Source organism: Rhodoferax ferrireducens, from assembly GCF_031458075.1.
GTDB lineage: Bacteria > Pseudomonadota > Gammaproteobacteria > Burkholderiales > Burkholderiaceae_C > Rhodoferax_B > Rhodoferax_B ferrireducens_A.
Genome location: NZ_JAVDXT010000003.1, coordinates 471,728 through 498,385, shown reverse-complemented (window position 1 = coordinate 498,385; position 26,658 = coordinate 471,728). Strand labels below are relative to the sequence as shown.

The 26,658-nt window shown below is 63.4% G+C and carries 24 protein-coding genes; 13 read left to right on the top strand and 11 right to left on the bottom strand.

Annotation, left to right across the window (positions count from 1 at the left end; genetic code table 11):
• The first annotated feature begins 177 nt into the window (after positions 1 to 177).
• Both J2X19_RS17745 and J2X19_RS17740 read left to right on the top strand, forming a co-directional pair.
• On the top strand, positions 178 to 330 hold the full coding sequence (locus tag J2X19_RS17745) for a hypothetical protein (RefSeq protein WP_165830864.1): 153 nt from the start codon (positions 178 to 180) through the stop codon (positions 328 to 330).
• Positions 331 to 794: 464 nt separating this feature from the next.
• A complete protein-coding gene (locus J2X19_RS17740) occupies positions 795 to 2,657 on the top strand; it encodes a phosphoenolpyruvate carboxykinase (GTP) (protein ID WP_116607591.1) in 1,863 nt (620 codons plus the stop codon).
• Positions 2,658 to 2,732: 75 nt separating this feature from the next.
• Here the strand turns inward: J2X19_RS17740 and J2X19_RS17735 are convergent, their stop codons facing one another.
• Positions 2,733 to 3,281 carry a hypothetical protein gene (locus J2X19_RS17735; RefSeq protein WP_310375158.1) on the bottom strand — a complete coding sequence of 183 codons (549 nt, stop codon included), beginning with the start codon at positions 3,279 to 3,281 and terminating at the stop codon, positions 2,733 to 2,735.
• Positions 3,282 to 3,691: 410 nt separating this feature from the next.
• On the opposite strand from J2X19_RS17735, the gene J2X19_RS17730 reads away from it, so the two are divergent.
• Positions 3,692 to 4,657, top strand: a complete 966-nt coding sequence (locus tag J2X19_RS17730) for a LysR family transcriptional regulator (RefSeq protein ID WP_116607593.1) — start codon at positions 3,692 to 3,694, stop codon at positions 4,655 to 4,657.
• Between the two features lie 28 nt (positions 4,658 to 4,685).
• Here J2X19_RS17730 and J2X19_RS17725 read toward each other — a convergent pair whose 3' ends face one another.
• Positions 4,686 to 4,880: a hypothetical protein gene (locus J2X19_RS17725; RefSeq protein WP_310375157.1), complete on the bottom strand. Its 195-nt coding sequence runs from the start codon at positions 4,878 to 4,880 to the stop codon at positions 4,686 to 4,688.
• Between the two features lie 178 nt (positions 4,881 to 5,058).
• On the opposite strand from J2X19_RS17725, the gene J2X19_RS17720 reads away from it, so the two are divergent.
• Positions 5,059 to 5,901, top strand: coding sequence for a metallophosphoesterase (locus J2X19_RS17720; protein WP_310375156.1), 843 nt, complete (start codon positions 5,059 to 5,061; stop codon positions 5,899 to 5,901).
• Positions 5,902 to 5,920: 19 nt separating this feature from the next.
• Here the strand turns inward: J2X19_RS17720 and J2X19_RS17715 are convergent, their stop codons facing one another.
• The 4 genes from J2X19_RS17715 to J2X19_RS17700 all read right to left on the bottom strand — a co-directional run bounded on the left by J2X19_RS17715 (position 5,921) and on the right by J2X19_RS17700 (position 11,352).
• Positions 5,921 to 7,843 carry a putative bifunctional diguanylate cyclase/phosphodiesterase gene (locus tag J2X19_RS17715; protein WP_310375155.1) on the bottom strand — a complete coding sequence of 641 codons (1,923 nt, stop codon included), beginning with the start codon at positions 7,841 to 7,843 and terminating at the stop codon, positions 5,921 to 5,923.
• Positions 7,840 to 8,310 (bottom strand): YfiR family protein, encoded by a 471-nt coding sequence (locus tag J2X19_RS17710; RefSeq protein WP_310375357.1) that lies wholly within the window; start codon positions 8,308 to 8,310, stop codon positions 7,840 to 7,842. Before J2X19_RS17710 ends, J2X19_RS17715 begins: the two co-directional genes overlap by 4 nt.
• A gap of 82 nt (positions 8,311 to 8,392) precedes the next feature.
• Positions 8,393 to 10,426: a TonB-dependent receptor plug domain-containing protein gene (locus tag J2X19_RS17705; RefSeq protein WP_310375154.1), complete on the bottom strand. Its 2,034-nt coding sequence runs from the start codon at positions 10,424 to 10,426 to the stop codon at positions 8,393 to 8,395.
• A gap of 299 nt (positions 10,427 to 10,725) precedes the next feature.
• On the bottom strand, positions 10,726 to 11,352 hold the full coding sequence (locus J2X19_RS17700) for a TetR/AcrR family transcriptional regulator (RefSeq protein WP_310375153.1): 627 nt from the start codon (positions 11,350 to 11,352) through the stop codon (positions 10,726 to 10,728).
• 340 nt (positions 11,353 to 11,692) lie between these two features.
• On the opposite strand from J2X19_RS17700, the gene J2X19_RS17695 reads away from it, so the two are divergent.
• Genes J2X19_RS17695 through J2X19_RS17685 form a run of 3 tightly spaced genes read left to right on the top strand, consistent with a single transcriptional unit; the run spans position 11,693 to position 13,431 of the window.
• Positions 11,693 to 12,085, top strand: a complete 393-nt coding sequence (locus tag J2X19_RS17695; protein WP_310375152.1) for a hypothetical protein — start codon at positions 11,693 to 11,695, stop codon at positions 12,083 to 12,085.
• 28 nt (positions 12,086 to 12,113) lie between these two features.
• Positions 12,114 to 12,665: a cell division protein FtsI gene (locus J2X19_RS17690; RefSeq protein ID WP_310375151.1), complete on the top strand. Its 552-nt coding sequence runs from the start codon at positions 12,114 to 12,116 to the stop codon at positions 12,663 to 12,665.
• A 49-nt stretch (positions 12,666 to 12,714) separates the two neighbouring features.
• Positions 12,715 to 13,431: a flagellar basal body L-ring protein FlgH gene (locus J2X19_RS17685; protein ID WP_310375150.1), complete on the top strand. Its 717-nt coding sequence runs from the start codon at positions 12,715 to 12,717 to the stop codon at positions 13,429 to 13,431.
• Between the two features lie 12 nt (positions 13,432 to 13,443).
• On the opposite strand, the gene J2X19_RS17680 is transcribed toward J2X19_RS17685, so the two are convergent.
• The 3 genes from J2X19_RS17680 to J2X19_RS17670 all read right to left on the bottom strand — a co-directional run bounded on the left by J2X19_RS17680 (position 13,444) and on the right by J2X19_RS17670 (position 16,682).
• Entirely contained in the window at positions 13,444 to 14,364 is a 921-nt protein-coding gene (locus J2X19_RS17680; RefSeq protein ID WP_116607601.1) for a LysR family transcriptional regulator ArgP, read from the bottom strand.
• 11 nt (positions 14,365 to 14,375) lie between these two features.
• Complete coding sequence (locus tag J2X19_RS17675) at positions 14,376 to 15,659, bottom strand: D-amino acid dehydrogenase (RefSeq protein WP_310375149.1); 1,284 nt, start codon at positions 15,657 to 15,659, stop codon at positions 14,376 to 14,378.
• Positions 15,660 to 15,752: 93 nt separating this feature from the next.
• On the bottom strand, positions 15,753 to 16,682 hold the full coding sequence (locus J2X19_RS17670; RefSeq protein WP_310375148.1) for a LysR family transcriptional regulator: 930 nt from the start codon (positions 16,680 to 16,682) through the stop codon (positions 15,753 to 15,755).
• 85 nt (positions 16,683 to 16,767) lie between these two features.
• Between J2X19_RS17670 and mdlC the strand changes: the two genes are divergently transcribed.
• The 3 genes from mdlC to J2X19_RS17655 all read left to right on the top strand — a co-directional run bounded on the left by mdlC (position 16,768) and on the right by J2X19_RS17655 (position 20,941).
• A complete protein-coding gene (gene mdlC / locus J2X19_RS17665) occupies positions 16,768 to 18,372 on the top strand; it encodes a benzoylformate decarboxylase (RefSeq protein WP_310375147.1) in 1,605 nt (534 codons plus the stop codon).
• A 91-nt stretch (positions 18,373 to 18,463) separates the two neighbouring features.
• Positions 18,464 to 19,915, top strand: a complete 1,452-nt coding sequence (locus J2X19_RS17660) for an aldehyde dehydrogenase family protein (RefSeq protein ID WP_310375146.1) — start codon at positions 18,464 to 18,466, stop codon at positions 19,913 to 19,915.
• Between the two features lie 24 nt (positions 19,916 to 19,939).
• Positions 19,940 to 20,941: a Bug family tripartite tricarboxylate transporter substrate binding protein gene (locus J2X19_RS17655; RefSeq protein ID WP_116607605.1), complete on the top strand. Its 1,002-nt coding sequence runs from the start codon at positions 19,940 to 19,942 to the stop codon at positions 20,939 to 20,941.
• A 24-nt stretch (positions 20,942 to 20,965) separates the two neighbouring features.
• On the opposite strand, the gene J2X19_RS17650 is transcribed toward J2X19_RS17655, so the two are convergent.
• Positions 20,966 to 23,932 (bottom strand): PAS domain S-box protein, encoded by a 2,967-nt coding sequence (locus J2X19_RS17650; RefSeq protein ID WP_310375145.1) that lies wholly within the window; start codon positions 23,930 to 23,932, stop codon positions 20,966 to 20,968.
• A gap of 62 nt (positions 23,933 to 23,994) precedes the next feature.
• On the opposite strand from J2X19_RS17650, the gene J2X19_RS17645 reads away from it, so the two are divergent.
• Both J2X19_RS17645 and J2X19_RS17640 read left to right on the top strand, forming a co-directional pair.
• Positions 23,995 to 24,144: a hypothetical protein gene (locus tag J2X19_RS17645; RefSeq protein WP_310375144.1), complete on the top strand. Its 150-nt coding sequence runs from the start codon at positions 23,995 to 23,997 to the stop codon at positions 24,142 to 24,144.
• 486 nt (positions 24,145 to 24,630) lie between these two features.
• Complete coding sequence (locus J2X19_RS17640) at positions 24,631 to 24,924, top strand: hypothetical protein (RefSeq protein WP_310375143.1); 294 nt, start codon at positions 24,631 to 24,633, stop codon at positions 24,922 to 24,924.
• A 19-nt stretch (positions 24,925 to 24,943) separates the two neighbouring features.
• On the opposite strand, the gene J2X19_RS17635 is transcribed toward J2X19_RS17640, so the two are convergent.
• The gene (locus tag J2X19_RS17635; protein ID WP_310375142.1) at positions 24,944 to 25,891 is read right to left on the bottom strand and encodes a LysR family transcriptional regulator; all 948 of its coding nucleotides are present in this window, start codon (positions 25,889 to 25,891) and stop codon (positions 24,944 to 24,946) included.
• 121 nt (positions 25,892 to 26,012) lie between these two features.
• Here J2X19_RS17635 and J2X19_RS17630 point away from each other — a divergent pair, with 121 nt between their 5' ends.
• Positions 26,013 to 26,609, top strand: a complete 597-nt coding sequence (locus J2X19_RS17630; protein WP_310375141.1) for an NADPH-dependent F420 reductase — start codon at positions 26,013 to 26,015, stop codon at positions 26,607 to 26,609.
• The last annotated feature ends 49 nt before the right edge of the window (positions 26,610 to 26,658 follow it).

Genomic DNA, 26,658 nt, shown 5'->3' with positions numbered 1-26,658 from the left:
CCTAGCAACGAAATGCTTCGTTAGCGGACCATAACGCAGCGCATGGGGCATGGGAAGACTTTGCCATTGAAATTTGCCGGAACGCGAACAACTGCCGTCTCCCCGTTTCGCGGCCTAGCACTTCTAGCACTTGCAAGTCCGCTTAGAATTGCGCCGACCCCAGACTAAGGAATATCTATGAGCACTCCCCACGCCGATGACCATGGCACGCCAGCCCGCGCACCTGCCGATGCTGTCGAATCCATCGTGCCGATGATCCCCATCGTGCTGCCTATCGTGGGTGGCGTGCTGATTTTCCTGCTGGCCTTTATCGCTGTCTCCATGGCCTAAAGGCCACCAGCGCTGGCCCGGCATGGGTTAGCTGCTTGCTGTGTAGTGCGCCAGGCCCCTTCGCAGGGCTGGCGCGGGGTGTTACGCAACGTAAGACCTGGTTTTCGTCTCCCTCCCCCTTCTGTGTGTTTTGGCAGCCACTGGCTCCACTGCATTGATTGCTATTTTTTTCATAGCTATCTGCGCAGTTACTGTCTGCGCGTGTGGCCATTTTTATTACCAATTCTGGCGCACTGCGGCATCGCTCATTTCATGCATAAAGTGATGCAACGTTTGCATAGATTTTCCATGTAATCGCTCCGTAACTGGCTGCGGCCTCCCTAAAATCGAGTTCCCAGCCGACCTGCGGTGCCAGGCACCGCCCGCCGACTGAGTAGCAAAGCCGTTTTCTGAAAAGGCCGCTCTCAGCACATACCGCGTGGAGCCCTCTTTTGAAAAGACGATTTTCAACTTAGGAGCTCCCCATGAACGCACGCACCCTCGAGGGCCTGGCCCACGCCACCCCTGCCTACGTCAAACACACCCAGCTGGTCGCCTGGGTCGCCGACATGGCGGCGCTGACCCAGCCCGACGCCATTTACTGGTGCGACGGCAGCGAAGAAGAATACGCACGCCTGTGCCAGCAGCTGGTGGATGCCGGCACCTTCAAGCGCCTGAACCCCGAGCTGCGCCCCAACTCCTTCCTGGCCTGCAGCGACCCCAGCGATGTGGCCCGCGTCGAAGACCGCACCTATATCTGCTCGGCGCAGAAAGAAAACGCCGGCCCCACCAACAACTGGATGGAGCCCGCCGAGATGCGCGCCACGCTGAACCCGCTGTTCGCCGGCTGCATGCGCGGCCGCACCATGTATGTGGTGCCGTTCAGCATGGGCCCGCTGGGCAGCCCGATCGCCCACATCGGCGTGGAACTGTCCGACAGCCCGTATGTCGCCGTGAACATGCGCACCATGACGCGCATGGGCCGGGCCGTGGTCGAGCTGCTGGGTACCGACGGTGCCTTCGTGCCCTGCGTGCACACCGTGGGCGCGCCGCTGGCAGAAGGCCAGGCCGACGTGAAATGGCCATGCAACAAGACCAAGTACATCGTGCATTTCCCGGAAACCCGCGAAATCTGGTCCTACGGCTCGGGCTACGGCGGCAATGCGCTGCTGGGCAAGAAGTGCTTTGCGCTGCGCATTGCATCGAACATGGGCCGCGACCAGGGCTGGCTGGCCGAGCACATGCTGATCCTGGGCGTAACCAACCCCGAAGGCAAAAAGTACCACGTGGCAGCCGCCTTCCCCAGCGCCTGCGGCAAGACCAATTTCTCCATGCTGGTGCCGCCCGCCGGCTTCCACGGCTGGAAGGTCACCACCATCGGTGACGACATCGCCTGGATCAAGCCCGGTGCCGATGGCCGCCTGTACGCCATCAACCCCGAGGCCGGCTACTTCGGCGTGGCCCCTGGCACCAACTACCACACCAATCCCAACTGCATGGCCAGCCTGGACAAGAACGTGATCTTCACCAATGTCGCGCTGACCGACGACGGCGATGTGTGGTGGGAAGGCATGGAAAAAGACACCGGCAGCCTGCCCGCCCACCTGATCGACTGGCAAGGCAATGACTGGACGCCGGAAATCGCCAAAGCCACTGGCGCCAAAGCCGCGCACCCGAACTCGCGCTTCACCGTCGCCGCCACCAACAACCCGGCGCTGGACGAAGCCTGGGACGATGCCGCCGGTGTGGCCATCGACGCCTTCATCTTCGGTGGCCGCCGCTCGACCACCGTGCCGCTGGTGACCGAAGCCCGCAACTGGACCGAAGGCGTCTACATGGCCGCCACCATGGGCTCGGAAACCACCGCTGCCGCCGCCGGCCAGATGGGTGTGGTGCGCCGCGACCCGTTCGCCATGCTGCCCTTCATGGGCTACAACATGAGCGACTACTTCCAGCATTGGCTGAACATGGGCGACAAGATCACCGCATCGGGCGCCAAGCAACCCGCTATCTTCTGCACCAACTGGTTCCGCAAAGGCGCCGACGGCCAGTTCGTCTGGCCCGGCTACGGCGAAAACATGCGCGTGCTGAAGTGGATGATCGACCGCATTGAAGGCCAGGCCGCCGGCCAGGAAAACATCTTCGGCGTCAGCCCCACCTACGGCGAACTCAACTGGACCGGCCTGGACTTCACACAAGCCCAGTTCGACACCGTGACCAGCATCGACAAAGCCGCCTGGCAACAGGAACTGGTGCTGCACACCGAGCTGTTCACCCAGCTGGCGCACCACCTACCGCAAGCCCTGGTGGACACCAAGGCCGCCATCGAAAAGCGTTTGAACGCCTAAGTTGAAGGCCTGAAACGACACAGCCCCGGCTATCTCGCGATAGCCGGGGCTGTGTGCTTTTAAAAGCTTGCCGGTTTAGCGGAAAGCGCTCATGCGGTAGTTGGCAGCATTCAGCGCCTTGGCATCCATGGCGTCAAAAGTGCGCAGCATCGCAGCGGCAATGCGATTCGACTGGGGCGCCTTTTCAGCTGATGCGGCGACTTCAGCCACTTCGCGGCGGCCCATGGCGACTTGCAGATCTGCCATGATGCGTGGGTCGCTCAGAGCCGTCGCCCACAGGCGCTGGTCGGCACGGGCACGGGCTTGGCGCAACGACCAGGCATCCAAGGTTGCCACTACACGCACAGCCGTACGGCGGGCGCTGCCGGCAAACAAGGCGATGGCGGCGAAGCCGACAGCCCAGACAGCCACCCAAGCGGCCAGCAAATGGCCTTCAGCCCAGGTATCGACCAACTGGTCGGCTACGACCACCAGAGCCGACACCACAGCTGCCAGCAGCATGGTCGACAAACCCTTGGTGGAGTCAAAATTTTTGTACAGACTGCGTGCTGCGCCGACGACCGATTCAGCGCGGGCTACACCCGGGTGTACGGTGGGGAAGCTAGGTTGAATAAAACTGGTCATGGTAATTTCCTTTGTAACGAGCGTCCTGGACGGGATCGCCGTAGACGCAAACGAATATTAGGGTTAATACTAGTGTCGTTCTACTTTATCTTTGTGATGATCTTCATTCACAACGGTGATGATCCAAAGAAACTGCAGCACCACGAAGCCGCGGTGGCTGGCAGGGCTCATGCGCTGCGGATGAATCAATTTATCTAGTAAAAAGTGGCATTGGCACATATTGCACCAGCGCTAGCAGCTACATAAACAATAGCACTGTGTGCATACACTTTTGGTGTTCCGAGGTGGTTCACAACCTGCTGGGGTTAGCCGGCCAAATGCCAGCAGGTGCAGATTTAGAGAGCTGTCCCTGTGTTTGAATAAAACAACAGGTTTCCATTGTTTCTTTGCCAAAGCTTGTGCAAGCTGCCATGAACCCACCCAACTTCCGCACCTTTGACCTGAACCTGCTTCGCGTATTCGACGAAGTCATGGCCGAGCGCAGCCTGACGCGGGCCGCGCACAACCTGTCGCTGACCCAACCGGCGGTCAGCAATGCGCTGCGGCGCCTGCGCGAAAGCCTGGACGACGAGCTGGTACGGCGCAACGGCCAGAACATGGAGCCGACACCGCAGGCGCTGGCCCTGTGGCCCACGGTGCGTGAAGCCCTGCGCCAACTGCAGACCGCGCTGGCGCCCAGCACCTTCGAGCCGGCCGAGGCCGACGACAGCTTTGTGCTGGCCATGGCCGACGCCACCGCGGCCGAGCTGATGCCCGGACTGGTGCGGCTGCTGGAAGCCGAGGCCCCGGGCGTGTCGCTGCACGTGCTGCCGCTGGCCTCGCGCGACCCGCGCAAGCTGCTGGAGGACGAGAGCCTGGATCTGGCGGTGGGCTTTTTCCCGGCCGTGCTGGCCGATCTGGCGGCCCGCGCGCAGGTGGGCAAGGGCATTCCGTATGCGCACCAGCGCCTGTACGACGGCCACTACGTGTGTGCGATGCGCAGCGGCCATCCGCTGGCCCAGGGCACGCTGAGCCTCGACCAGTTCTGCGCGGCGCGCCATCTGCTGGTCAGCTTTGCGGGCCGCTCATTTGGGTTTATCGACGAGGCGCTGGCCTTGATCCAGCGCAAGCGCCGGGTGGTGCTGACGGTGAACCAGTTTTTTACCGCCGGCTATATCGCCTCGCAAACCGATCTGCTGACGGTATTACCCCAGCATTTCGCCAGGGTGGCGGGCAGCGTGAATGGCCTGGTGCAGCAGGCGCTGCCGTTCGAGGTGCCGGCCGTGCATGTGGATGCACTCTGGCACCGGCGCATGGAGTCCAGCCCGGCCCACCAGTGGCTACGCCAGGCGGTGGCGCGGGCGGCCACTCTGGCTTACGCGACCGACAACCCTTAGGAACAGAAAGAAAAACTTACCAAGCGCTTCAGCGCACAAAGCTCAAGGAAGCCAGCGCCGCGGCACGCAGTTCGGCCGAATGGTGCGGGTCACGGCCTGCACGCGCATCGGCGCTTTCGAACAAATCATTGGCAACATTGGATGCATCCATCGCGGCTTGCTCTACAGAAGCAAGGCGACGGGTTGTGAGGAAAAGAACGTATTGAACAAACAGGCTGAACATGGAAACCCCGCCCTATTGGCGGTGCAAAGTGGAGATATAGGAAGAATAAGGGTTTTCCCTAGGATCACAAGACCTCATCCATGCCGGTGCTGCATAACCTGTCTCGCTGGGCCTGGTGCTACATGGCGGAGCCAGGCTGGTACAGCGCGCAAAGACGGCGCAAACGTAAACTTGGCCCATGCGCATCCAACTCGTCTCCGATCTCCATCTTGAACGCTACCCAGACTTCTGCCCCAAGGCGGCCAAGGACGTTGACGTTCTGGTACTGGCCGGAGATATAGGCTCCTACCAAGCGGGCTCGCGCCTCGCCTCGGACGACTTCGGCCTGGGCCGCTTCTCGCCCCTTCGCCCGGGCTCGCCGTGGCCGAAGGTGCTTTTCGTCCCCGGAAACCATGAATTCGATTCTCTGGAGTTCGACCCCACCTACGCCAGGCTTCGGGCCATTTGCGACCAGCTCGGCATCGAATGGCTGGAGCGTGAAGTCATTACCCTGGGCAATGTGCGCTTTGTGGGCTCCACCCTGTGGAGCGACTTCGACGTCTTTGCCAATGCGGAAACCAGCCTGGCCGGGCAGCTCAAACTGCGAGAGAAAGCCTACCGGGCGGCCAACTTTTACCTGCGAAAAAACACCACCTTGCGAGACAGCGTCCCCCTTCTGGCCGAGGACATGCGCGAAATGGCGCTCAGTAGCCAGGCCTGGCTGCGCCAAGCTCTGGCCGTTCCCTTCGAGGGCAGCACCGTCGTAGTGACCCACTTCGCACCCAGCCTGCGCAGCGCCGATCCACGCTACGGGCTGACCGCTGGCACCGCCGGGTTCTGCAACGGCCTGGATGATTTGCTGGCGCTGGCCCAAGTGTGGATGCACGGACATTTGCATTGCGCGAACGACTATGTGGTGCGCGGCACCTCGGCGGGCAAGGACTTCGCATGCCGGGTGGTGGCCAATCCGCTGGGCTACGTCAGCAAAGGCGAGCAAGAGGCTTTTCGCGAGGAACTGGTGATCGAGCTGGCATCCACCTGAGTTCTAGCGTGGGCAGGTTCTAGGAATGCTCCAGCACCGGCTCCATGGAAAAAGCCTGGCGTACAAAAGTCCGCTCGATTTCCAGAGCCGACACAGAACGGCTGAAGAAATAACCTTGCCCAAAGTTGCAGCCTGCCGTGCGCAACCACGCGGCCTGCTCGCCCGTTTCGACGCCCTCTGCCACGATCTCCAGTCCTAAATTGTGGGCTAGTGAGACGATGGCCATGGCAATCGCCGCATCGTCGGCACTGCCCGGCAAGTCCTTTACGAAGGTGCGATCGATCTTGAGCTTGTCGATAGGCAGGCGCTTCAAATAGCCCAGGGAGGAAAGCCCAGTACCAAAATCATCGATCGCCACCTTCACTCCGCTGGCGCGCAAGCGTGCGAGCTGTACCACATTGGTATCCAGCGCCTCGACCAGCGAATACTCGGTGATCTCTATCTGCAATGCCTGCGGTGGCACATTGGAAAGTGCCAGGGCCGCCAGGACCTGTTCGCTTAGGCCCCGGCTCAGCTGCTTGGCGGACACGTTCACGGCCACATACAAGTCCCGCAATTGCTCCACTTCACCATTGCGCCAATGGCTCAGCTGCAAACAAGCGGCATTCAGCACCCAATGGCCCACATCCAGAATCAGCCCGCTCTCCTCCGCTGCCGGAATAAATTCCACGGGCCCGATCAGCCCCAGCTCTGGGTGGTTCCAACGCACCAGCGCCTCCACACCCACCAAGCTGCCGTCCGATAGCGCAACGATGGGCTGGTATTCCAGCATCAACTCATTGCAATCGATAGCCCGGCGCAGTTCGGACAACAGCCGCATCCGGCGGCGCAGCTGCACGTCCATGCTCGAATCAAAGCTGGCGTAGGCATTCTTGCCGCTTTGCTTGGCGCGGTACATGGCGATATCGGCAGCGCGCAGGAGCGTCGAGGCATCCGGCGCATCGTCAGGAAAGTGCGCCAGCCCCACACTGCCGTGTACCACGATGGATTGCGAGCCCACCATCGCGGCTTGTCCAAAAATCTGCAGAATGCGCTCCCCGTACTGCGCTTTTTCCGCCGCCAAGCCGCCGGGGACGAGGACGATGAATTCATCGCCTCCGAACCGGTAAATCGAGGCATTCTGGCCCAACTGCGAAGTAAGTCGTGCACCCATGACCAATAGCAGCGCGTCGCCTGTTGCATGGCCAAAGGTGTCGTTGACCAGCTTGAAATCATCCAGATCGAGCAAGGCCAGAAGGAAGCCGCTGTGCGCCTGCGTCCGCTCAAGAAACTCAAGCTCGCTGTTGGCGGCGCGCCGGTTAGGCAGGTTGCTGACCGGGTCCACATATACCAACCTTTCCAGGCGCTGCTCGGTAAGGTCCATGTCCTTGCGGATGCGCAGCACCTGCAGATAAGCCAGCAATAGTGCCAGCGCGGCCGACAGCAGCCCCATGGAGACATAGGCCAGCACCCGGTCGAACAGGGACGCCATGCTTGCGCCGATGACGATCCATCCGATCACCCGCTTGTCCTGCATCACCGGCTCGCTGGCGTACAGCATGCCCGCGCGATGCCAGTCGCGGCGCTCGCCATTGTGGAGGTCAGTGCATCTCTCGTTCTGGGCAACACCTGGCGGGGCCGCACCCTCGTACCGCGCAAACAGACTCCCATTGACGCGGTGCAGGGTTGCGCACACCACTGCTGGCGCCGCCCGCAAAGCGCTGAGCGTTTCCCGCGCCGCCTCGGCATCTTCAAACAAGATCGGCGCGGCGCTGTTGTAGGCCGACACGCGTGCCTGCACCCGGATAGCCTCGTGCAGATCATCCCGCAGCGAGAAATAGGCATACACACTCATCAGCACCCCGGCCAGCAGCAAGGACAGCCCGGCGGCTTGCAGCGCTGCGACCACCAGCCGGCGGCCAAGCTTTGGCTCGCCTTCCTGGTAAAAATGGCTGTTTTTCATTCCTGGGTGACCTTGGCCATTCGCAGCAGCTTGGAGCTGACCTGCACGCCGGCATGGCGGACCGCGGCCATGCTGATTTCCAGCGCGAACTTGCTCTCCTTGCGACGCAGTTGGATGGCGGTCAGCTCACTGGCAAAGTTGCTCTCGTCGGCAATCACCACGGGCGCCGACGGGCCTGCGATACGGCGGTACAGTGCCGCCCTCTCACCCTCCGGTCCATCGCAGTACAGAACATGGCATGGCCGCACGTCGCTCTGCGGGGACAGCTGGCGCAGCTCGATCCGCGCCTCGCGCACAGGCCGCAGAGCCAGCTTTTCCAGTGGCGCCTGCAGCTCGCTGCCGCTACGCAGGCACAACACCAAGGCATTTGTCGGCGAAGGCGCGCGCTCAGCCGGCCAATCCACGAACAGCAGCAGGTTGTAGACGATCGCCGCCTTGAGTTCGGACTCTTCGACGGCCGCCCCCACAGTGGGCAAGGAAGCCAGCGCAGCCCACAATACCGCCTTTCGCAACCGTGGATGTCGGGTAAAAAAACAACTCAGCATCGTCTTAGAACCGGAGATCCAGCCTCACGCGGACACCACGGCGGTCTTGCGGCACGATGCCGGGGCGCGCAGCGTCCGAGCTGGGGTCGCTAACGCGCCGGTCCAGCAGGTTGTACACGCTGAAAGCTACTCGCCACGGGCGCCATGGTGCGTCGTTCGACAGCGTGAGGTCTGCCGTCGCATAGCCCGGCGCACTGGCACGCTGCGCCACTGCCGTGGCGGAAGCCCCGACAACCCAGCTTGCGGTCAGCGGAACCACCAGCGTGGCGTTTGCGATACGGCTGGCGCTCTGCTCGGAAAGAATGCCGCCACGGGCCTGCTGCTGCGAGTAATTGACGCGCAAATGGCTTTGGTGGGGCAGCGCTGCTTCGGCTTCGATTTCGAAGCCTTGGACGGACAGCCGCCCCTGGTTTTCGAACTGCAGCATCCCATCCTGCGGGTCCAGGCGCTGGCCGATCAGCCCGTCCACCTGGTTACGAAACAACGATGCAGTCCATTTCAGCGATGGGCTCGGGTGGTACTCGAAAGCCAACTCGTGGCCGCGCACGTGCTCGGTTTCCAGTCCGGGATTGGCCTTGTAGCCCCCCACGCCCGGATAGGCGTAATAGCGCTCGAACGCGTTCGCTTGCCGATATGCCGAACCATATAAATACTTGCCCACCCACTGCGGCGAGGGCTGCCACACAGCGCCAAAGCGCGGGCTGAACACCCCTTTGCCTACCTCCGTACGGTCGTAGCGGCCGCCAGCCGACAGCGTCCACTGCGGCGTGATCTCCATCTGGTCTTCGGCAAAGAACGACATCCGGTGGCCGTGGCGCCGGTCGTCCAGATAGCTGGTGTACGGCTCCACGTCAAAATTGCCCTGGTCGCGGTGCGGCGTGGCTTGCAGCTCGGTCCCCACCACCACTTTGTGCCCCGCCCAGCGGGAGGTCAGAGCACGCAATTCCAGCCCTACGGATTGCGCCTCCACCGTGTCCCGGTTGATGGTCGGCGGCGGATAGTCGAGAACGTAGTTGCCCTCGAATACATAGCGGCTGGTGTAAGCGCGGGCGGTCAGCTCAGTTTCCGGCAATACCTGGCCGCTCCACTGCAGGGATGCGTGGGTCTGCATGTCACGCATGCGGGTCGCGGAGTCATTGAAAACCGTGCCCGCAGTGGCTGACGAGTTTTTGTCCCGGTCCGCATGGATGAGGGTTGCCGAAAGGCCCTTCCCGTCTTCAAACCGCATGAACAGCCGGTTTTGCGCTTCGCCGTCGGTGCCTGCAGAAATGCCATTTGACACCCCGGCGACGTCGTATTGCGGAAAGTACAGGTCGCGTCCGCGCGACAGCATGCGCGACGCCGACAGCATCAACCTGGGGCCCCCCATCTCGCCGGTCTGCAATGCCGCCATGGCCGACCGCCCCCCGCCCGAGCCTAGGGACACCGAGCCCATCGCCGTACGATCACCCAGGTTGCGGCGGGTCACCACATTGACGACCCCAAAAAGCGCATTCGCCCCATGCACGGCAGAGCCAGGTCCCGGGATGAATTCGACCCGCTCGACCAAGGCCAGATCCAACGGGAACTCGGTGCCCAGAAAAGCCTGATCGAATACAGCATCATTGATGCGGTTACCGTCGATCAGCAAAAGCACGCGGGTGTTGTAGTCGCCCGGCGCAATCATGCCGCGCACACCGAGATAGGAATAGGTACGGTCCGAGTTCACCTGCAGGCCACGGATCGACCGCAGAACATCCGCCAGACTGCGGTAGCCCAACGCATAAATTTCTGCAGCGGTGATGACCGTGGCCGACGAAGGCGCACTGCGCAAGGATTGGTTGAACTTCGAGGCCCCGCTGACTTCCACGTCCAGCAGTGAGCCCAGGGACATAGAGGCCAGCGATTGCAGCGCGTCAACCTCCGCATGGGCCCCGCCCACGGCCCCCAGCAATGCAATACACACGCTGGCCATACCGGCCTGCCTCGCCAGCCGCGCTGGCGCCGAAGGCAAAAAATGGCCAATAGCCTGAAGAGTCGGGGTGTGGGCGAAGGCCATATGCATTCCGTAAAACTTATCGGGGCCGGCCTATCTGCTGGCCGCTGTCTCCTGCAGCGCCCGGGTTCGCGAGTCACCCCTGCAAACCTCGTGCGCAGGGGGCGAAGATAAGGTATGCCCAGAGCAATAGCCACCTGGCCCGCGCACACTCTTCGGCATTACGGAATTAATTCGCAAATGGGACATACATGCTTCACATTTGCAGCCCCATGTGTTGTGAATTGGCGCCACTTCGGCAGCAGCGGCCGGCTATCCAATCGCTACGTTATTCATAGCTTCTTGCGCTTATTGGATGCGCGCTAGCGTGCATTCAGACCCTCAAAACAGGTGCCCAGCACCCAGTCGATGATCTGGCTGTCGCTGTGCTGGCCGCTGGCCTGCAAAAAGCCCAGCACCGGGTCGCAGGCGCGCGCATACAAGGTATAGAGCACCGCAATCGCCGGGAACTGCGGGTTGATCTGGCCGGCCTTCTGCGCCGCCTGGATCCAGCCGCCCAGCTGGTCGCTGACCTGCACCAGCGCTTCCAGATAAGCCTGGTTGCCCATCAGGTTCGCCCGCAAGCTGGAGTTCTGGCTGGGCAGCGACGGCATTTCGCCCGCCAGCTGGACTTCCATGGCCCAGCGCACCATGGCTTTCAGCTTGGCCAGCGGCGTGTCGGTGGGTGGCAGGGTCAGCAGAAACGCCTGGGTGCGGTGCAGCACCCGCACCATGGCGGCAGCAGCCAGGTCTTCCTTGCTGGGGAAATGCTTGTACAAGCTGGCCTTGGCAATGCCTACGCCGGCCGCCACTTCGTCCACCGTCATGGCCTCGAAGCCCTTCTCGGCCAGCAGGCGGTTCACGGTTTGCACGATGGCCTCTTCCCGCGCCTGCAGCATCTGCTGCTTGAAAGAGACTTTGGGGGATTTGGGCGTGAGGGCGGGTTTCATGCCACGATTTTAGCCCCTGCGTTCTTGGAACAATGTACGTGGCTATTTCGCTACTGCACAGTCACAAAACACAGGTCAAGTCTTGGTACGCATGCGCCCTGTCCCGTAAACACCTTGGATATTATTTTATCCATTATGGACCATTAATTCTACAGCACCAAAAATCGACAAACACACTATATATCCGTATTTATGTTTCGATATATATACCCCGTGTACCAAATAGGTTGAGTTGTGTAAAGCAAGGTAATCAAGCTGGTTTTCCCACGGCTTATTAATTTTGTAACTCGTAGTTACGTGGCAGAATTTATTTACCCACTCAACTACCAAAGGGATATTCATGAAAGTCAACAATTCGACTGCCGCAACGGGCAATACCGCATTGGCTGCTGCAACCACCGCCAAAAAATCGGCAATGGGTGCATTTGAAAAAAATTCCAAGGAATTTGGCCCGATTGCCGCTTCGGCAATTGGGGTGGGCAAGGCTGCAGTAGAAAACAGCAGCACACTCAGCAAAGTAGTGAATAGCGTGGAAAACAGTGTCAAGGAAGCGGCCAACAACACCATCGCCCTGGCCAATGACAGTACCGAAGGGCTGAAGTCGGCCTACAACAAAGTGTCCAGCGGCGTAAGTTCGGCCGCCAGCGGCATCGGCAGCGCTGCCAGCGCGATGGCCGGCTACGCTGATGCAGGGCTGTCGGCCACTGTACAAACGGTGAGCGCGCTGGTTTAAACCCGATCAGTCCACAGTGCATAAAGCCATGGTTATTTTCCCGAAACTTTATCGCCTGCTGTGGATTGGTGGCTTGTGCGGAATGCAAACGGCATGCTCCCTATTTACGCCGGTTCCGTTATGGGAATTGGTCAAAGTATCGGGTATCGCCGCCAGCACGGTGATTGCAGTCGGCCCCAGCAAAGCCACGGATACGGTCTACCATATCCACCCGACTTTCAAAAAAGTGTGTATCGAACTGAATCCGCATTCACAGGCAGTAGAAATACTTCCGGCCTTGCAATCGGAATTGCGCCTGCACCAGATTGAAAGCCGAATCTACGAAGCGGGTACGGGTGGAAATAACTGTGAAATATGGCTGCATTATGTGGCCTATATTGAATGGGCGATTCCGCCATTCACCAATGAATATAAGACCTATCTCACCACCGCCACCCTGACCTTGCGCAATGCCGACGGCAAGGTGTTATCGCGCAGCAGCTATGCCCTGGACCCGGTGTACGGCATGGGCAAGTGGTCGTCGGTGCGCAGCAAGATCGCCCCCGTTGTGACGGCCGTCGTCACCGGTTTTGAGAATTGAGTGGCGCCGCCAGTGCCGCCGCTACGCAGATAACCCGCAAAGGACTCCCATGCAACACGCTCTCCCACACGCCCTCACCCGCTGCCTGCTCGCGCTTCTGCTGCCCGTGGTGGCGCTCGTCTCGGGCTGCGCTAGCAGCGACAGCATCATCCCGCCGCCGGTACGCGCCAATCCGCTGCCCCAGCCCATGGATGTGGAACCCGCCGTGACCGGCGCGATCTTCCGCAAGCATATGACCAGCGGCTCGCTGTTTTCCGACCGCCGCCGGCCGCACAAGATCGGTGACGCGCTGAAGATCGACATTGCCGAAAACCTCAGCGCCAGCAGCGAGCTGAGCACCGACACAAGCCGGGCCACCACGCTGGCCTCCAAAGGCCCGGGTTCTAACTCGAATTCGCTGGGCGGCATCCTCAAGGGCATCATGAACATCGATGCCAGCGCCTCGGGCAGCGATACCTACAAGGGTTCCGGCAACACCGAAAGCACCAATAAGTTCTCGGGCCGCCTGGCCGCCGCGGTGATCAATGTGCAGTCCAACGGCTACCTGGTGGTGGCCGGCGAGCGCAGCATCGCTTTCAACAGCGGCATCAGCACCTTGCGTTTCTCGGGCGTGGTGAACCCGCTCGACATCACCAACGGCAATGTGGTGGCGTCCGGCGATGTGGTGGATGCGCGGCTGGAGCTGGTGGGCCGCGGCGATGTGTCGGACGCCGCATCACGCTCCTGGATCCAGAAGATCCTGGCCAAGAGCCTGTCGTTCTGGTGACCCGCGCAGAGCCTAGACGATAGGCTCCAGCAAAGCGGTGGTCGCGGCCTGGGTCAGGGCCGCGCTCAAGGTGTCCAGCACCTCGGACTGCAGGTTCCAGCAATGCCAGTAGAGCTGGATCGGCAGTGCCTGGCTCGGCGCCAGGTTGATCAGCTCGCCTTGCGCGATCAGCCCGCGCACCAGCAGCTCGGGCAGCACGCTGACCCCCCAGCCGGCCCGCACGGCGCGCACCTGGCCTTCGGAGCTGGGCACGAACACCTGGCGCAAGGCCACGCGCTTCAGGCCGAACACCTGGTTGACGAACTCGCGCTGCATATCGTCCTTGCGGTTGAAGGCGACAAACGGCACGTTGCGGAAGTTGTGCGCGGTCAGCCCGTGCGGCAGGTGCTGGCGCGCGTAGTCGGCCTGGGCCACAGCCACATAGCGCATCGCGCCCAGCGGCACCACCTTGCAGCCGCGCAAAGCCTGCTTCAGCGTCGTCACGCAGCCCATCACCTGGCCTTCGCGCAGCCATTCCTGGGTGAAGTCCTGGTCGTCGGTGATGATTTCCAGTGGCAAGCCCTGGGCCACCACGGCCTGTAGCGCACCCATGGCCCAGGTGGCGATGCTGTCGGCATTGATGGCGATAGACACCCGCTCTTCATCCCGCGCACCACCCATGGCACTGGGTGCCAGCTCCTGCATGTCGCGCTCCAGGTCGGCGCGCAGCAGGCGCAGCTGCTTGGTGTGCTTGATCAGCAGATGCCCAGCCGCCGTCGGCTTGAGCGGGCGACTCCGCACCACCAGCACCGTGCCGGCCTGCGCCTCCAGCGAGCGCAGGCGCTGCGACACCGCCGACTGGGTGATGTTCAGCCGCTGGGCGGCGCGCTCGAAGCCGCCCTCTTCCACGATGGCGGCCAGGCATTCGAGTGCGTCAGGATCTAAGGTGCTCATGGGCCCCGAATTTACCCGGTGTTCCTCAATCCGCTGAAACCATTGCCATAACGCGCCAGCGTCAGCCCGTCCATGCTGATCTCGGGCGACCGGTTCGACAGCAGATCGGCCATGACCCGGCCGGTGCCGGCGGCCATGGTCCAGCCCAGGGTGCCGTGGCCGGTGGAGATCTGCAGGTTCGGATACGGCGTGCCGCCGAGCACTGGCGTGCCGTCCGGCGTCATCGGCCGCAAGCCGGTCCAGAACTCGGCCTTGGAGGTATCTCCGCCCTTGGGGAACAGGTCGGTTACCACGTGGTTCAGGGTGGCGCGGCGCTCTTCACGCAGCTGCAGGTTGTAACCGCCCAACTCGGCCGTGCCGCCGACGCGGATGCGGTCGCCCAGACGGGTCACGGCGACCTTGTGGGTTTCGTCCATGACTGTGGATTCGGGCGCGCTGGCCGCGTCGGTGATGGGCACGGTGATCGAATAGCCCTTGACCGGGTACACCGGCAGGTTGAAGCCCAGCGGCTTGAGCAGAATCGGCGAATAGCTGCCCAGCGCCACCAGGTAGCTGTCGGCCTGCAGCAGGCCGGCGCTGGTGTGCACGCCGGTGATCTGGGCGCCGTCGGCCGCGATGCGGTCGATCTGCACGCCGTAGCGGAACTGCACGCCCAGGGCCTCGGCCATCTTGGCCAGCGCATTGGTGAACTTGAAGCAGTCGCCGGTTTCATCGCCCGGCAGGCGCAGCGCGCCGACGAACTTTTCCTTCACCAGCTGCAGCGCCGGCTCGTATTGCAGGTAGGCCTCGCGGTCCAGCAGCTGGAACGGCACTCCGTACTGCTGCAAGATCTCAATGTCCTTGGCCGTTCCGTCCAGCTGCTTCTGGGTGCGGAACAGCTGCAGCGTGCCCTGGCTGCGCTCGTCGTAAGAAATGCCGGTATCGGCGCGCAGCTGTTTCAGGCAGTCGCGGCTGTACTCGGCCAGGCGCACCATGCGCGCCTTGTTGACCTGGTAGCGGGCCTCGGTGCAGTTGCGCAGCATCTGCAGTCCCCAGCGCCACATCGCCGGGTCGAGCAGCGGGCGGATCACCAGCGGGCTGTGGTGCATCAGCATCCACTGGATCGCCTTCAGCGGCACGCCCGGGCCGGCCCAGGGCGACGAGTAGCCGGGCGACACCTCGCCCGCATTGCCGTAGCTGGTCTCCAGCGCAGGGCCGGGTTGGCGGTCCACCACCGTCACCTGGTGGCCGGCTTTGGCCAGGTAGTACGCGGTACAGGTGCCAATCACCCCACTGCCCAGGATCAGAACTTTCATGCGGCGCTCGCTTTTGTGAAAAGTGGTAACAAGCCGCAATATAAGTTGGTCTAATTTATTACGCCATAGTGCATTAGAAGATCTAATTCTGAATTAGACCGGGTTTTCACCCATGTCGGCAAACAAGGCCAGCAGCCGCTGGCGCAGCCACACATTGCTGGGGTCGGTCTCGAAGCGCCGGCTCCAATGCAGCGACACGGTGAAGTCACGCGCCGGCAGGTCGGGCTCGGCGATGGCGTAGCCGCCGGCCGCCACAAAGCCGCGCGCGATGTTTAGCGGCATCAGCACGGCCAGGTCGCTCTCGCGCACGATGGACGGCAGCGCCAGGAAGTGCGCGGCCGTCAGCCGCACCTGGCCGTCGAGCTTGAGCAACTGCAGGATACGCAGGGTTTGCGCATGCGAGCGCACGGCCACAAAGTCCAGCTGGCGCAAGTCCGCCAGCGCCAGGGTCTGGCCAGGCTGCTGCCGCGCCAGCAAGGGGTGGCCGGCGCGCAGCAGAATGCTGTAGCGGTCTTGCAGCACCTGGGCGCGCTGGGTGTTCTGGGTGTTGGCCACCGAGGGCAGGTAGCCGAGCGCGAAGTCGATGGCGCCACTGTCCAGCGCCTCGGCGATCTGCTCATGCGGCCAGGGGCTGGACTCCAACCGCACACCGGGCGCGCGCTGGTGCAGATCGGCCATCAGCGGGGGCAGAAAGCGGGCCTCGCCGATGTCGCTCAGGTGCATGCGGAAGGTCTTGCCCGACGCCGCCGGGTCGAACTGGCTGGCCTCGCCCAGGGCCTGTTCCAGCGTGGCCAACGCCTGCTGCACGGCCACTGCCAACCGTTCGGCGCGCGGCGTGGGCGCCACCCCGCCCGGAGCCCGCACAAACAGCGCATCGCCCAGCAGCAGGCGCAGCCGCGTCAGCCCCTGGCTGGCAGCGGGCTGGGTCAGGCCCAGGCGCTCGGCAGCGCGGCTCACATTGCGCGTGCTGTAGATGGCGTCGAACACCCGCAGCAGGTTCAGGTCGATGGCGTTTATATGCATGAATCTAATATTGCTTAGTCGGATCATTGTATGGACGAATGATGCCGCGCGGCCGAAGATCCAGCCCATTCCTGGAGACTTCTGCATGCAACCCCATCCCCCGAATCCACCCACCGTCACCGTGCGCGAAGCCGTGCTGGACCTGCTGCGCGCCTTCGGCATGACCACCATCTTCGGCAACCCCGGCTCCACCGAGCTGCCGCTGTTCCTGGATTTCCCCAGCGACTTCCGCTACATCCTGGGCCTGCAGGAATCGGTGGTGGTCGGCATGGCCGACGGCTATGCCCAGGCCACGCACAACGCCGCGTTTGTGAACCTGCACTCGGCCGCCGGTGTCGGCCACGCCATGGGGAACATCTTCACCGCGCACAAGAACCGCACGCCCATGGTCATCACCGCCGGCCAGCAGGCGCGCGCCATCCTGCCGTTCGACCCGTTTTTGTTCTCCAACCAGGCCACCGAGCTGCCCAAGCCCTACGTCAAATGGAGCGTGGAGCCAGCCCGCGCCGAAGACGTGCCGCTGGCCATCGCCCGCGCCTACTACATCGCCATGCAGCAGCCGCAAGGCCCGGTGCTGGTGTCCATCCCGGCCGACGACTGGCAGCGCCAGTGTGAACCGGTACTGCCGCGCGTGGTCAGCCAGGCCATGCGCCCCGACCCGCAGGTGCTGGGCCTGATAGCCGACGCGCTCGACCAGGCCAGCCGCCCGGCCATCGTGGTCGGCGCCGCGGTGGACCGCGACCAGGCCTGGGACGCGGTGCTGCAGCTGGCCGAGCGCCACAACGCCGCGGTCTGGGTCGCGCCCATGTCGGGCCGCTGCAGCTTCCCCGAAGACCACCGTTTGTTCGCTGGCTTTCTGCCGGCGATGCGCGAAAAAATCGTCGCCTTGCTGGGCGGCCACGACCTGGTGTTTGCGCTCGGCGCGCCGGCCTTCACCTACCACGTGGAGGGCGCTGGCCCGCACCTGCCGGCCGGCGCAGCCCTGGTGCAGCTGATCGACGACCCGCAGATCGCCGCCTGGGCACCCACAGGCACCTCGGCCGTGGGCAGCATCCGCCTGGGTGTGCAGGATTTGCTGGCCCGGCCCGTGCCGGCCAACCTGGCGCAACGCGCCCTGCCCGCGCCCCGCCAGCCGCGCCCGCGCGCCGAACCCAGCCCTTTGATGAGCGTGGCCTATGTGCTGCAAACCCTGGCCGGGCTGCGCGCGCCCGAGTCCATCGTGGTCGAAGAAGCCCCGAGCGCCCGCTCCGTCATGCACGGCTATTTGCCCATCACCCAGAGCGGCACTTTCTACACCATGTGCAGCGGCGGCCTGGGCCACAGCATGCCAGCCGCCGTGGGTGTGGCGCTGGCCCAACCGGAGAAGAAAGTGATTGCCCTGATGGGCGACGGCTCCAGCCTGTACTCGATCCAGGCGCTGTGGAGCGCGGCCCAGCTCAAGCTGGCCATCACCTTCATCATCCTGAAAAACCGCCGCTACGCCGCGCTACAGGAATTCGCGCCGACCTTCGGCTTCCAAGCCGGCGACACCTTGCAGGGCACGGACCTGCCGGAGATCGACTTCACCGCGCTGGCCCGCGGCCAGGGCTGTGACGCGGTGACGGTGAGCGACCCCGCGCAACTGGCCCTGGTACTGCGCGAGGCTTTGGCCTCACCCAGGCCGATACTGGTGGAAGTGGGCGTGGCCTGATCCGCTGATTTATAAGAAAAAGGCCGGTAGCGCAGGATCTATCTGCGCAAGCAGCTACGGTATTTATAGCAAACAACCCTAGGAGACAACTATGCCCAGCATTTCCTTGCTCATTAACGGCGAGTCCCGCGGCGCCAGCACCGGCGCTAGCTTCGAGCGCCGCAACCCGCTGGACGGCAGCGTGGCCACCAGCGCGCCCGCGGCCTCGGTGCAGGACGCAATCGCCGCCGTCGAAGCGGCAGCCGCCGCCTTCCCCGCCTGGTCGGCCACCGGCCCGGGCCAGCGCCGCGCGCTGCTCACCAAGGCCGCTGCCGCGCTGGAGGCCAAAGCCCCGGCCTTTATCGCCGCCATGGCTGCCGAGACCGGCGCCTCGGCGATGTGGGCGGGCTTCAACGTACACCTGGCGGCCGGCACGCTGCTGGAAGCCGCATCGCTGACCACGCAGATCAACGGCGAGGTGATTCCCTCCGACGTGCCGGGCAGCCTGTCCATGGGCGTGCGCCAGGCCGCCGGCGTGGTGCTGGGCATGGCGCCGTGGAACGCGCCGGTGATCCTGGGCGTGCGCGCCGTCGCCGTGCCGCTGGCCTGCGGCAACACCGTGGTGCTGAAGGGCTCGGAGCTCTGCCCCGCCACCCACGGCCTGATCATCGAGGCCCTGCAAGAGGCCGGCCTGCCGCCGGGCGTGGTGAACTTCATCACCAACGCGCCGGCCGATGCGGCGGCGGTAGTCGAAGCTATGGTGGCCCACCCGGCCGTGCGGCGGGTCAACTTCACCGGCTCGACCCATGTGGGCAAGATCATTGCCGGCGTCTGCGCCAAGTACCTGAAGCCGGTGGTGCTGGAGCTGGGCGGCAAGGCCCCGCTGCTGGTGCTGGACGACGCCGACCTGGACGCCGCCGTCAACGCCGCCGCCTTTGGCGCCTTCGCCAATTCGGGCCAGATCTGCATGTCGACCGAGCGCATCATCGTGGACGAAAAAATCGCCGATGCCTTCGTGGCCCAACTGGCCACCAAGGCCGCCGGGCTGCCGCTGGGCGACCCGCGCAAAGGTCCGGTCGTGCTCGGCTCGGTGGTCGATATGAGCACGGTACAGCGCTGCAACGCGTTGATCGACGACGCGCTGGCCCAAGGCGCCAAGCTGCTCTGCGGCGGCAAGGCCGACAGCACCTTGATGCCCGCCACCCTGCTCGACCATGTGACGCCGGCGATGAAGATCTACAGCGAAGAATCCTTCGGCCCGGTGAAAGCCATCGTCCGCGTCAGCGGCGTCGATGCGGCCGTGGCCTGCGCCAACGACAACGCCTACGGCCTGTCCAGCGCAGTGTTCGGCCGCGACATTGCGCGCGCGCTGCAGGTGGCCGGGCGCATCCAGTCCGGCATCTGCCACGTCAACGGCCCGACGGTGCACGACGAACCGCAGATGCCCTTCGGCGGCGTCAAGGGCAGCGGCATCGGCAGCTTTGGCGGTGCCGCCGGCATCGCGGCGTTTACCGACCTGCGCTGGGTGACGGTGCAGACCACGCCGCGCCACTACCCGTTCTGAGCCGAGTTACAAGAGACAAACACGATGACAAAATTTATAAAAAATCGGCCTCTAGCGCAGATTACACCTGCGCTGGCAGCTATCACTTTAGGAGTAGCCGCCTTGCTGCCACTGGTGGCGCTTGCCCAAGCCTGGCCGGCCAAGCCGATCAAGGTGGTCGTCAACTTCCCGCCCGGCGGCGCGGCCGACCAGATTGCCCGCGCCATCAGCGTGCCGCTGCAGGAGGCGCTGGGCCAGCCGGTGGTGGTGGACAACCGCGCGGGCGCCGGCGGCAACATCGGCGGCGAGGCCGTGGCCAAGGCCGCGCCCGACGGCTACACCCTGCTGCTGACCTCGGGCGGCCTGGTGTCGATCAACCCGGCGATCTACCCGAAGATGAGCTTCAACCCGGCCAAAGACATCGTGCCGGTGGCCGCCGCCGCGCGGGTGCTGGTGTTCCTGGAGGTCAAGCCCAGCCTGCCGGTGAAGGACGTAAAGGAATTCATCGCCTACGCCAAGGCCAACCCCGGCAAGCTGACCTATGGCTCGCCCGGCAACGGCTCGTCGCCGCACCTGGCGGGCGAAATGTTCAAGGACATGACGCAGAGCTTTTCGGTGCACGTGCCCTACCGCGGCGCAGCCCCCGCGATGCAGGATTTGCTGGGCGGCCAGGTGGACTTCATGTTCGACCCCGGCATCGGCCTGAACCAGGTGCGCGCCGGCAAGCTCAAGCTGCTGGCCGTCGGCAGCCCGCATCGCTCACCCTTGTTCCCCGATGTGCCGACGCTGGACGAGGTGGGCCTGAAAGGCTTCGACGCCGACACCGTGTTCGGCTTCTACGCCCCCGCCGGCCTGCCCGCCGAGATCCTGGCGCGGCTGAATACCGAAATCAACAAGATCCTGGGCACGCAAGCGGTGAAGGACCGGATCGCCGGCCTCGGTGGCGAGGTGGCGCCGATGACGCCCGCGGCCTTTGGGGCCAAGGCGCACGAGGACACGGCGCGGTTTGGCAAGCTGATCAAGGAACGGCGGATTTTGGGCGACTAAGCACGCACGCGGCCGCCCCAGCGCTCAAGCGGCCTCGCCTTCGGGGCCCAGCACGACCAGTTTGAAGGTGTCGCGACCGGCGGCCTTGGCCGCATACAGGGCATGGTCGGCGGTGGACACCAGGCGGTGCGCGCTGTGGATGACCGTGGTTTTCGCCTGGTAGGCGATCCCCACACTGGTGCTGACCTTGAGCTTCTGCGCTCCCAGGAACAACGGCGACCGCACCTGTTCCACGATTTTTTGCGCGACGCCACGGGCCTCGTCTTCGTCGTTCAGGTGCTCCAGCACGATCACGAATTCGTCGCCACCCAGCCGGGCCACCATATCGGTGGCGCGCACGCTCGCCACCAGCCGATCGGCAAACTCCTTGAGCACCTTGTCGCCCGCGCCATGGCCCAGCGTATCGTTGATGGATTTGAAGAAATCCACATCCAGGAACATCAGGGCAATGGCGGCCCCGGTACGGGCTGCGCGGGCCAGCACTTCGGGCATTCTCTCGTTGAACTGGCGGCGGTTGGGTAGACCCGTCAACACGTCGACGCGGGCCATATCCTGCAGCGCCTGCTCGATCTCCTTGAACGCGGTCACGTCGTTGCTGAGAGTAAAGATGCCGTGGACGATGCCATCGGTCCACACGTCCGGGATATAGGACACCCGCAGATGGCGGCGCTGGCCCTGCATCATGGACTCCACATCAAACTCGACCCGCTCACCCTCCAAGGCCCGGCGCAGGTAGGCGCGGCGCTGCGCGTACAGCTCCGGGCCCACCACTTCGGCGACCTGGCGATGGATCGCCCAATCCAGGCTCACACCCAGCCAGTCATGGAAGGTTTCGTTCAGGTAGCGGAAGCGCTCCTCGGTATCGATGTAGGTAATGACAACCGGCAGATTGTCGGTAACCGCCCGCAGCTGGCGTTCGCTGGCCTGTAGACGCGTCCGCGCCTGGTGCTGCTCGGTACGGTCCCGCACCATGCCGAACACGCCCTTCACCACGCCCTGCGCATTCCGATCGGGTACGTAGTGCACGAACATATGGGTGGGCGCGTTAGGCAGCGAGCTCCTGAGTTCAAAAGAAACGTCCTGGCCGGCCAAGGCCTGGTCCAGGTGGGGTTTGACCTGCGCGAAGGCGGTCGGGCCAAACACCTCGGCCACCGTCTTGCCTACGGTGCCGCCTTCGCCCAGAGAAAACCAAGCCTGGTATTTGTCGTTGGTGAAGGTGTAGCGGTACTCGGTGTCGATGTGGGAGATCAGAATCGGCAGGTTGTTGGCGATCAGGCGCAGGCGTTGCTCGCTGTACTCCAGCGCTTGTTCGATCTTCTTGCGTTCCGAGATGTCGTAGTTGGTGCCCAGCACCCGCACGGCCTTGCCTTGCGCATCATCGATCACCATCGCCCTGGCATTGACGTGGCGTACTTCGCCATCGTCTTGCAGCACGCGAAAATCGAAATCCATGGACGCGTGAGCGGCTATCGCCCAGTCGAACGCGCGGGTGCAGGCATCCAGATCAGCGGGGTGCAGCTTGCGCGACCAATCCTCCAAAGTGCCACCGAAAGTCGCACGGCTACCACCAAAAATGCTGAACATGGTGTCGCTCCACTCCAGCCGTCCGGTGGCCAGGTCGAACTCCCATATGCCGATGCCATTCGCGCTGGTTGCCAAGGACAGGCGCTCCTGGTTCACGCGCAATGCGGCGGACAAGGCATTTTTTTCCGTCACGTCCTGGATCACGGCCAATGAATGGGCCGGTTGCCCATCGGCATTGCGCTCCAGCACCGCGGACAGCAGAACCTCGATGACACTGCCGTCCTTGCGCACCATCTGGTAGGAGATGTCGTCGCAGCGGCCAGACTGCAGAAAATTCGGTATGACCACCGAGCGCGCGTATTCTCGTGACGCTGGCGTCAAAAAATCGGCGGACGAAACCCCCACCACCTCTTCCCGCGCATAGCCCAGATTGGCCAGCCAGGCATCGCTGACAAACAGGATGCGGCCTTGCGGATCGATGGAATGCAGCATGGCCGGGGTGGCTTCGTACAAGGCACGAAAGCTGTTCTGGCTGGCCAGCAGCGCGCGTTCCGTGCGCTTGCGGTCGGTAATGTCGCGGCCCACCGAATGCAGCGCAACCACCTTGCCGTTCGCATCGCCCATCGAGCGGTTCGTCCAGGCTACCCAGCACTCGTTGCCCGCCACAGAGTACATGCGGTTTTCGCTGTGCGCGGTACCCGGTTCGCGGCACAGGGCCTGTAGATGGGAGGCAACGGACTCCCGGTCGTTGGCCGCCACATACTCCAGCAGGTTGTGCCCCTGCATGGATGCAGGGGTTAATCCAAAATGCCTGGCATAGGCCTGGTTGACGAAGGTCAGCTCCCCCGTGGGCAGAGCCAGCGAGACCATGTCGCTTTGGTCCTCCACAATCGCGTGGTAAATGGTGGCCTTGGCGCTGGCTTCCTGCGCTTGCTGGACAGCCAAGGCATTGAGGCGGTCCCGCTCCAACGCGGCCTGGCGCATATCCAGCGCCTGTGCCGCCACCAGCGCCAGATCGGTCAAGGCGGCGCGTTGGTCGTCGGTCAGCACGCGCGCCTGCCGGTCCATCACGCACAGGGTTCCCATGCTTGCACCGCCGGGCATCACGATAGGCGCCCCTGCATAAAAACGGATGTGGGGTTGACTGGTCACCAGGGGGTTGGTGCTGAAGCGGGGGTCCAGCATCGCATCGGGCACCTCCATCAGCTCGGGGCGCAGGATGGCATGGGCACAGAAAGCCACTTCACGGGGTGTCTGCGAAGTCCCTGGCAGGCCGACGTTGGACTTGAACCACTGCCGATCGGAATCCACCAAACTCAGCAGCGCAATCGGCACACCGCAGACCGACGACGCCATACGCGCGATGGCATCAAATATCGGCTCCGCTCCCGTATCCAGAACCTGTAGCGACCGTAGCCGGCTCAACCTCTCGTCTTCGTCCGGGGGGATAGGCGCAGCGTAAGTCATCTGTTCGATCATGCTCTGAAAACGGGACCAAATGCGCCGGATCTTAGAGCACTGGGAACAGCATGCCATTTGCTTGGCACGGCGAGATCAACAAGATTGTGGACATGCAAGCGGTGAAGGAGCGGATCGCTGGGCTGGGTGGTGAAGCGGCATCGATGGCGCTGGCGGGGTTTGGGAAGTTGATTAAGGGGCGGCGAATTTTGGGGGATTAAGGTGAGGTTATCGCTACTTTTAATGGAGCAAACTTTCCACATGAAGCCTGCGTGAATACCGTTCTAGCAGTTAAAGTCGCCACGTCGTACCGCAACCTGTGCGGGGTGTATCACGTTAGGCTCCCTACACGTAACCATGCAGCTCGAACCGAAAAGTCTTGGTATACCCCACTCAAAAAGCGGGATTGGTCTTCTCTGTGGCTTGCATTGGCAAGCATGCTCTGCGCGTGGCTGTACAAAAGACCAACTGCTTCCATCGATATTGCTATTACGTGCGTAGTTGGAGGAACGGCGATATGGCTTGCGTTCGGTCCTGGACTCAACACGTTGAAATGTCACCGATCGATGGCCGTCAGAGTCGCAACGTTTCTTGGTTGCATCGCCGGCGCGACGTTTATGCTGAGAACAGCTGTCCCGTACCTGGTGGCACTTGCAAAAAATTGATTGCTGCCGCTTTAAAAATATCGAGAAAGTCAGCACAACAAAGTGAACATCACCCCAACCCCCATCACCGCCGCACTCGCCGGTCTGTTCTCGGCCCTCGTGCTGCCATTCCTCTGGTCGCGCTTCGGTGGTCCAGGCTCGGCGGACAGCATCGGCTTGGTCGTGGCATTCCTGCTCGTGGTCGCGCTGCCCGCACACGCCTTTGTGCTGGGCTTCGGGCGCAGCCGGATGGCCAACCCCAGAACCCTGGACACGGCCTTGCTCAAGCGCATAGGTGCCTGGCTGGTGGCGGTGGCCACAACCGTGGCGGTGGCAGAGTTCTTGAAGGCGCCGTGAGTTCGGCGCGCCGTTAACGTCAGGCGGTCTTGCCACTGGCCAGGCTCTGGACCGACAGCCGATGCGCGAGCTGCTGTTCGCGGAACGTCTGGGTGACGAAGTCGACAAAGGCGCGGGTCTTGGCGGGCAGCAGTTTCTGGCTGGCGAAGTACAGCGAGATGGGGCCGACATCGCAATACCAATCGGGTAGCAGCCGCACCAGCGTACCGCTCTGCAGATGCGGCAGCGCATGCGGTACAGATACCAGGCCGACGCCCAGGCCCAAGAGCGCCGCGGGGCAGATCGCGTCCGGTCCGTTGACCAGCAGCGCGGGCTTGTGGCCTATCACCATTTCAACGCCGGCGCTATTGCGCATGGTGTGGATGCGCAAGCGGCCGCTCAGGGGCGAACGCATCACGATGCTGGCCAAATCGGCCAAGCCGGCCGGATCGGTGGGCCGGGGTTGGCCTTGCAGAAACGCCGGCGATGCCACGGTGATGCAGTGCATGCGCGCCAGCTCGCGCGCCACCATGCCGGGCGGCAGGTCGAAGCCCCCGCCAAAGGCCACATCAAAGCCGCCAGCGATCAGGTCCAGCGGGCGGTTGTCGAAAGACCAGTCGGGCGTCACCGCCGGGTAGCGGGCCAGGAAGGCCGGCATCAGCGGCAGCAGGTAGTCCATGCCGAAACCGGGCGCGGAGTTCAGCTTGAGCATGCCGGCCGGCTGGCCGGCGTTCACCGTGACGTCGGCAATCGCGCCCTGGATGCTGTCCAGCCCGCCCTGCACCGACTGCAGGAAGCGCTCGCCCGCTTCGCTGAGGGTCAGGCCGCGCGTGCTGCGCTGGAACAGGCGCACGCCCAGGTTGCGCTCCAGCTGGGCGACGTTGCGGCTCACGGCCGCCGGCGTCAGCGCCAGCCGGCGCGCGGCCGACGAGAAGCTGCCGGTCTCGGCGCTGCGCACAAAGGACTCCAGATTGGCCAGGGTTTCCATGCTTCACCTTCAACAAATGCTTGAAACTGATTCTCGTTGATTGCAACTAGCGATAGAAGGTGGCCACGCCTAAAGTTCGGTCCATCACCACAACGCAGTCTCTGCACCGAAAGGAAACACCATGACGATCTCCATCATCGGCGCCGGCGCCATCGGCTCGGCCATTGCCCGCCAACTGGCCCGCCACGGCATAAACGCCAGCATCGCCAACAGCCGCGGCCCGCAATCGCTCAAAGCATTGACCGACGAACTGGGCCCACACATCCAAGCCGTCACGGTGCAAGAAGCCGCCCAGGCCGACCTGGTGTTTCTAGCAGTCAACTGGAACCGGCTATCCGGCGCGCTGAAAGAGCTGGGCCCGTGGAACGGCCGCATCCTGGTGGACGCCAACAATGCGGTGGAAGTGCCGTCGTACCAGGCCGTCGACCTGGGCGGCCGGGCTTCCAGCGAAGCCGTGGCGCAGTGGGCGCCCGGCGCCCGCGTGGTCAAGGCCTTCAACCACCTGCAGGCCGCGCTACTGGGCGCCGATCCGCAAGCCGATGGCGGCCGCCGCGTGCTGTTCCTGTCAGGCCCGGATGCCGAGGCCAAGCAGACCGTCAGCGCGCTGATCACCCGCCTGGGCTTTGCGCCGGTGGACCTGGGCGGGGTGGAACAAGGCCGGCTGGTGCAGTTCCCCGGTGGTCCGCTGGCGATACTGAATCTGGTGAAGCTGGGCTGATTGCCGGGGCCTTGCACAGGCCGGGTCAGGGCCTGACTACACTGCTTCC

Coding starts and splice junctions, on each gene's coding strand:
- J2X19_RS17745 (WP_165830864.1), top strand. CDS start 178: ATGAGCACTCCCCACGCCGATGACCATGGCACGCCAGCCCGCGCACCT.
- J2X19_RS17740 (WP_116607591.1), top strand. CDS start 795: ATGAACGCACGCACCCTCGAGGGCCTGGCCCACGCCACCCCTGCCTAC.
- J2X19_RS17735 (WP_310375158.1), bottom strand. CDS start 3,281: ATGACCAGTTTTATTCAACCTAGCTTCCCCACCGTACACCCGGGTGTA.
- J2X19_RS17730 (WP_116607593.1), top strand. CDS start 3,692: ATGAACCCACCCAACTTCCGCACCTTTGACCTGAACCTGCTTCGCGTA.
- J2X19_RS17725 (WP_310375157.1), bottom strand. CDS start 4,880: ATGTTCAGCCTGTTTGTTCAATACGTTCTTTTCCTCACAACCCGTCGC.
- J2X19_RS17720 (WP_310375156.1), top strand. CDS start 5,059: ATGCGCATCCAACTCGTCTCCGATCTCCATCTTGAACGCTACCCAGAC.
- J2X19_RS17715 (WP_310375155.1), bottom strand. CDS start 7,843: ATGAAAAACAGCCATTTTTACCAGGAAGGCGAGCCAAAGCTTGGCCGC.
- J2X19_RS17705 (WP_310375154.1), bottom strand. CDS start 10,426: ATGGCCTTCGCCCACACCCCGACTCTTCAGGCTATTGGCCATTTTTTG.
- J2X19_RS17700 (WP_310375153.1), bottom strand. CDS start 11,352: ATGAAACCCGCCCTCACGCCCAAATCCCCCAAAGTCTCTTTCAAGCAG.
- J2X19_RS17695 (WP_310375152.1), top strand. CDS start 11,693: ATGAAAGTCAACAATTCGACTGCCGCAACGGGCAATACCGCATTGGCT.
- J2X19_RS17690 (WP_310375151.1), top strand. CDS start 12,114: ATGGTTATTTTCCCGAAACTTTATCGCCTGCTGTGGATTGGTGGCTTG.
- J2X19_RS17685 (WP_310375150.1), top strand. CDS start 12,715: ATGCAACACGCTCTCCCACACGCCCTCACCCGCTGCCTGCTCGCGCTT.
- J2X19_RS17680 (WP_116607601.1), bottom strand. CDS start 14,364: ATGAGCACCTTAGATCCTGACGCACTCGAATGCCTGGCCGCCATCGTG.
- J2X19_RS17675 (WP_310375149.1), bottom strand. CDS start 15,659: ATGAAAGTTCTGATCCTGGGCAGTGGGGTGATTGGCACCTGTACCGCG.
- J2X19_RS17670 (WP_310375148.1), bottom strand. CDS start 16,682: ATGCATATAAACGCCATCGACCTGAACCTGCTGCGGGTGTTCGACGCC.
- mdlC (WP_310375147.1), top strand. CDS start 16,768: ATGCAACCCCATCCCCCGAATCCACCCACCGTCACCGTGCGCGAAGCC.
- J2X19_RS17660 (WP_310375146.1), top strand. CDS start 18,464: ATGCCCAGCATTTCCTTGCTCATTAACGGCGAGTCCCGCGGCGCCAGC.
- J2X19_RS17655 (WP_116607605.1), top strand. CDS start 19,940: ATGACAAAATTTATAAAAAATCGGCCTCTAGCGCAGATTACACCTGCG.
- J2X19_RS17650 (WP_310375145.1), bottom strand. CDS start 23,932: ATGACTTACGCTGCGCCTATCCCCCCGGACGAAGACGAGAGGTTGAGC.
- J2X19_RS17645 (WP_310375144.1), top strand. CDS start 23,995: ATGCCATTTGCTTGGCACGGCGAGATCAACAAGATTGTGGACATGCAA.
- J2X19_RS17635 (WP_310375142.1), bottom strand. CDS start 25,891: ATGGAAACCCTGGCCAATCTGGAGTCCTTTGTGCGCAGCGCCGAGACC.
- J2X19_RS17630 (WP_310375141.1), top strand. CDS start 26,013: ATGACGATCTCCATCATCGGCGCCGGCGCCATCGGCTCGGCCATTGCC.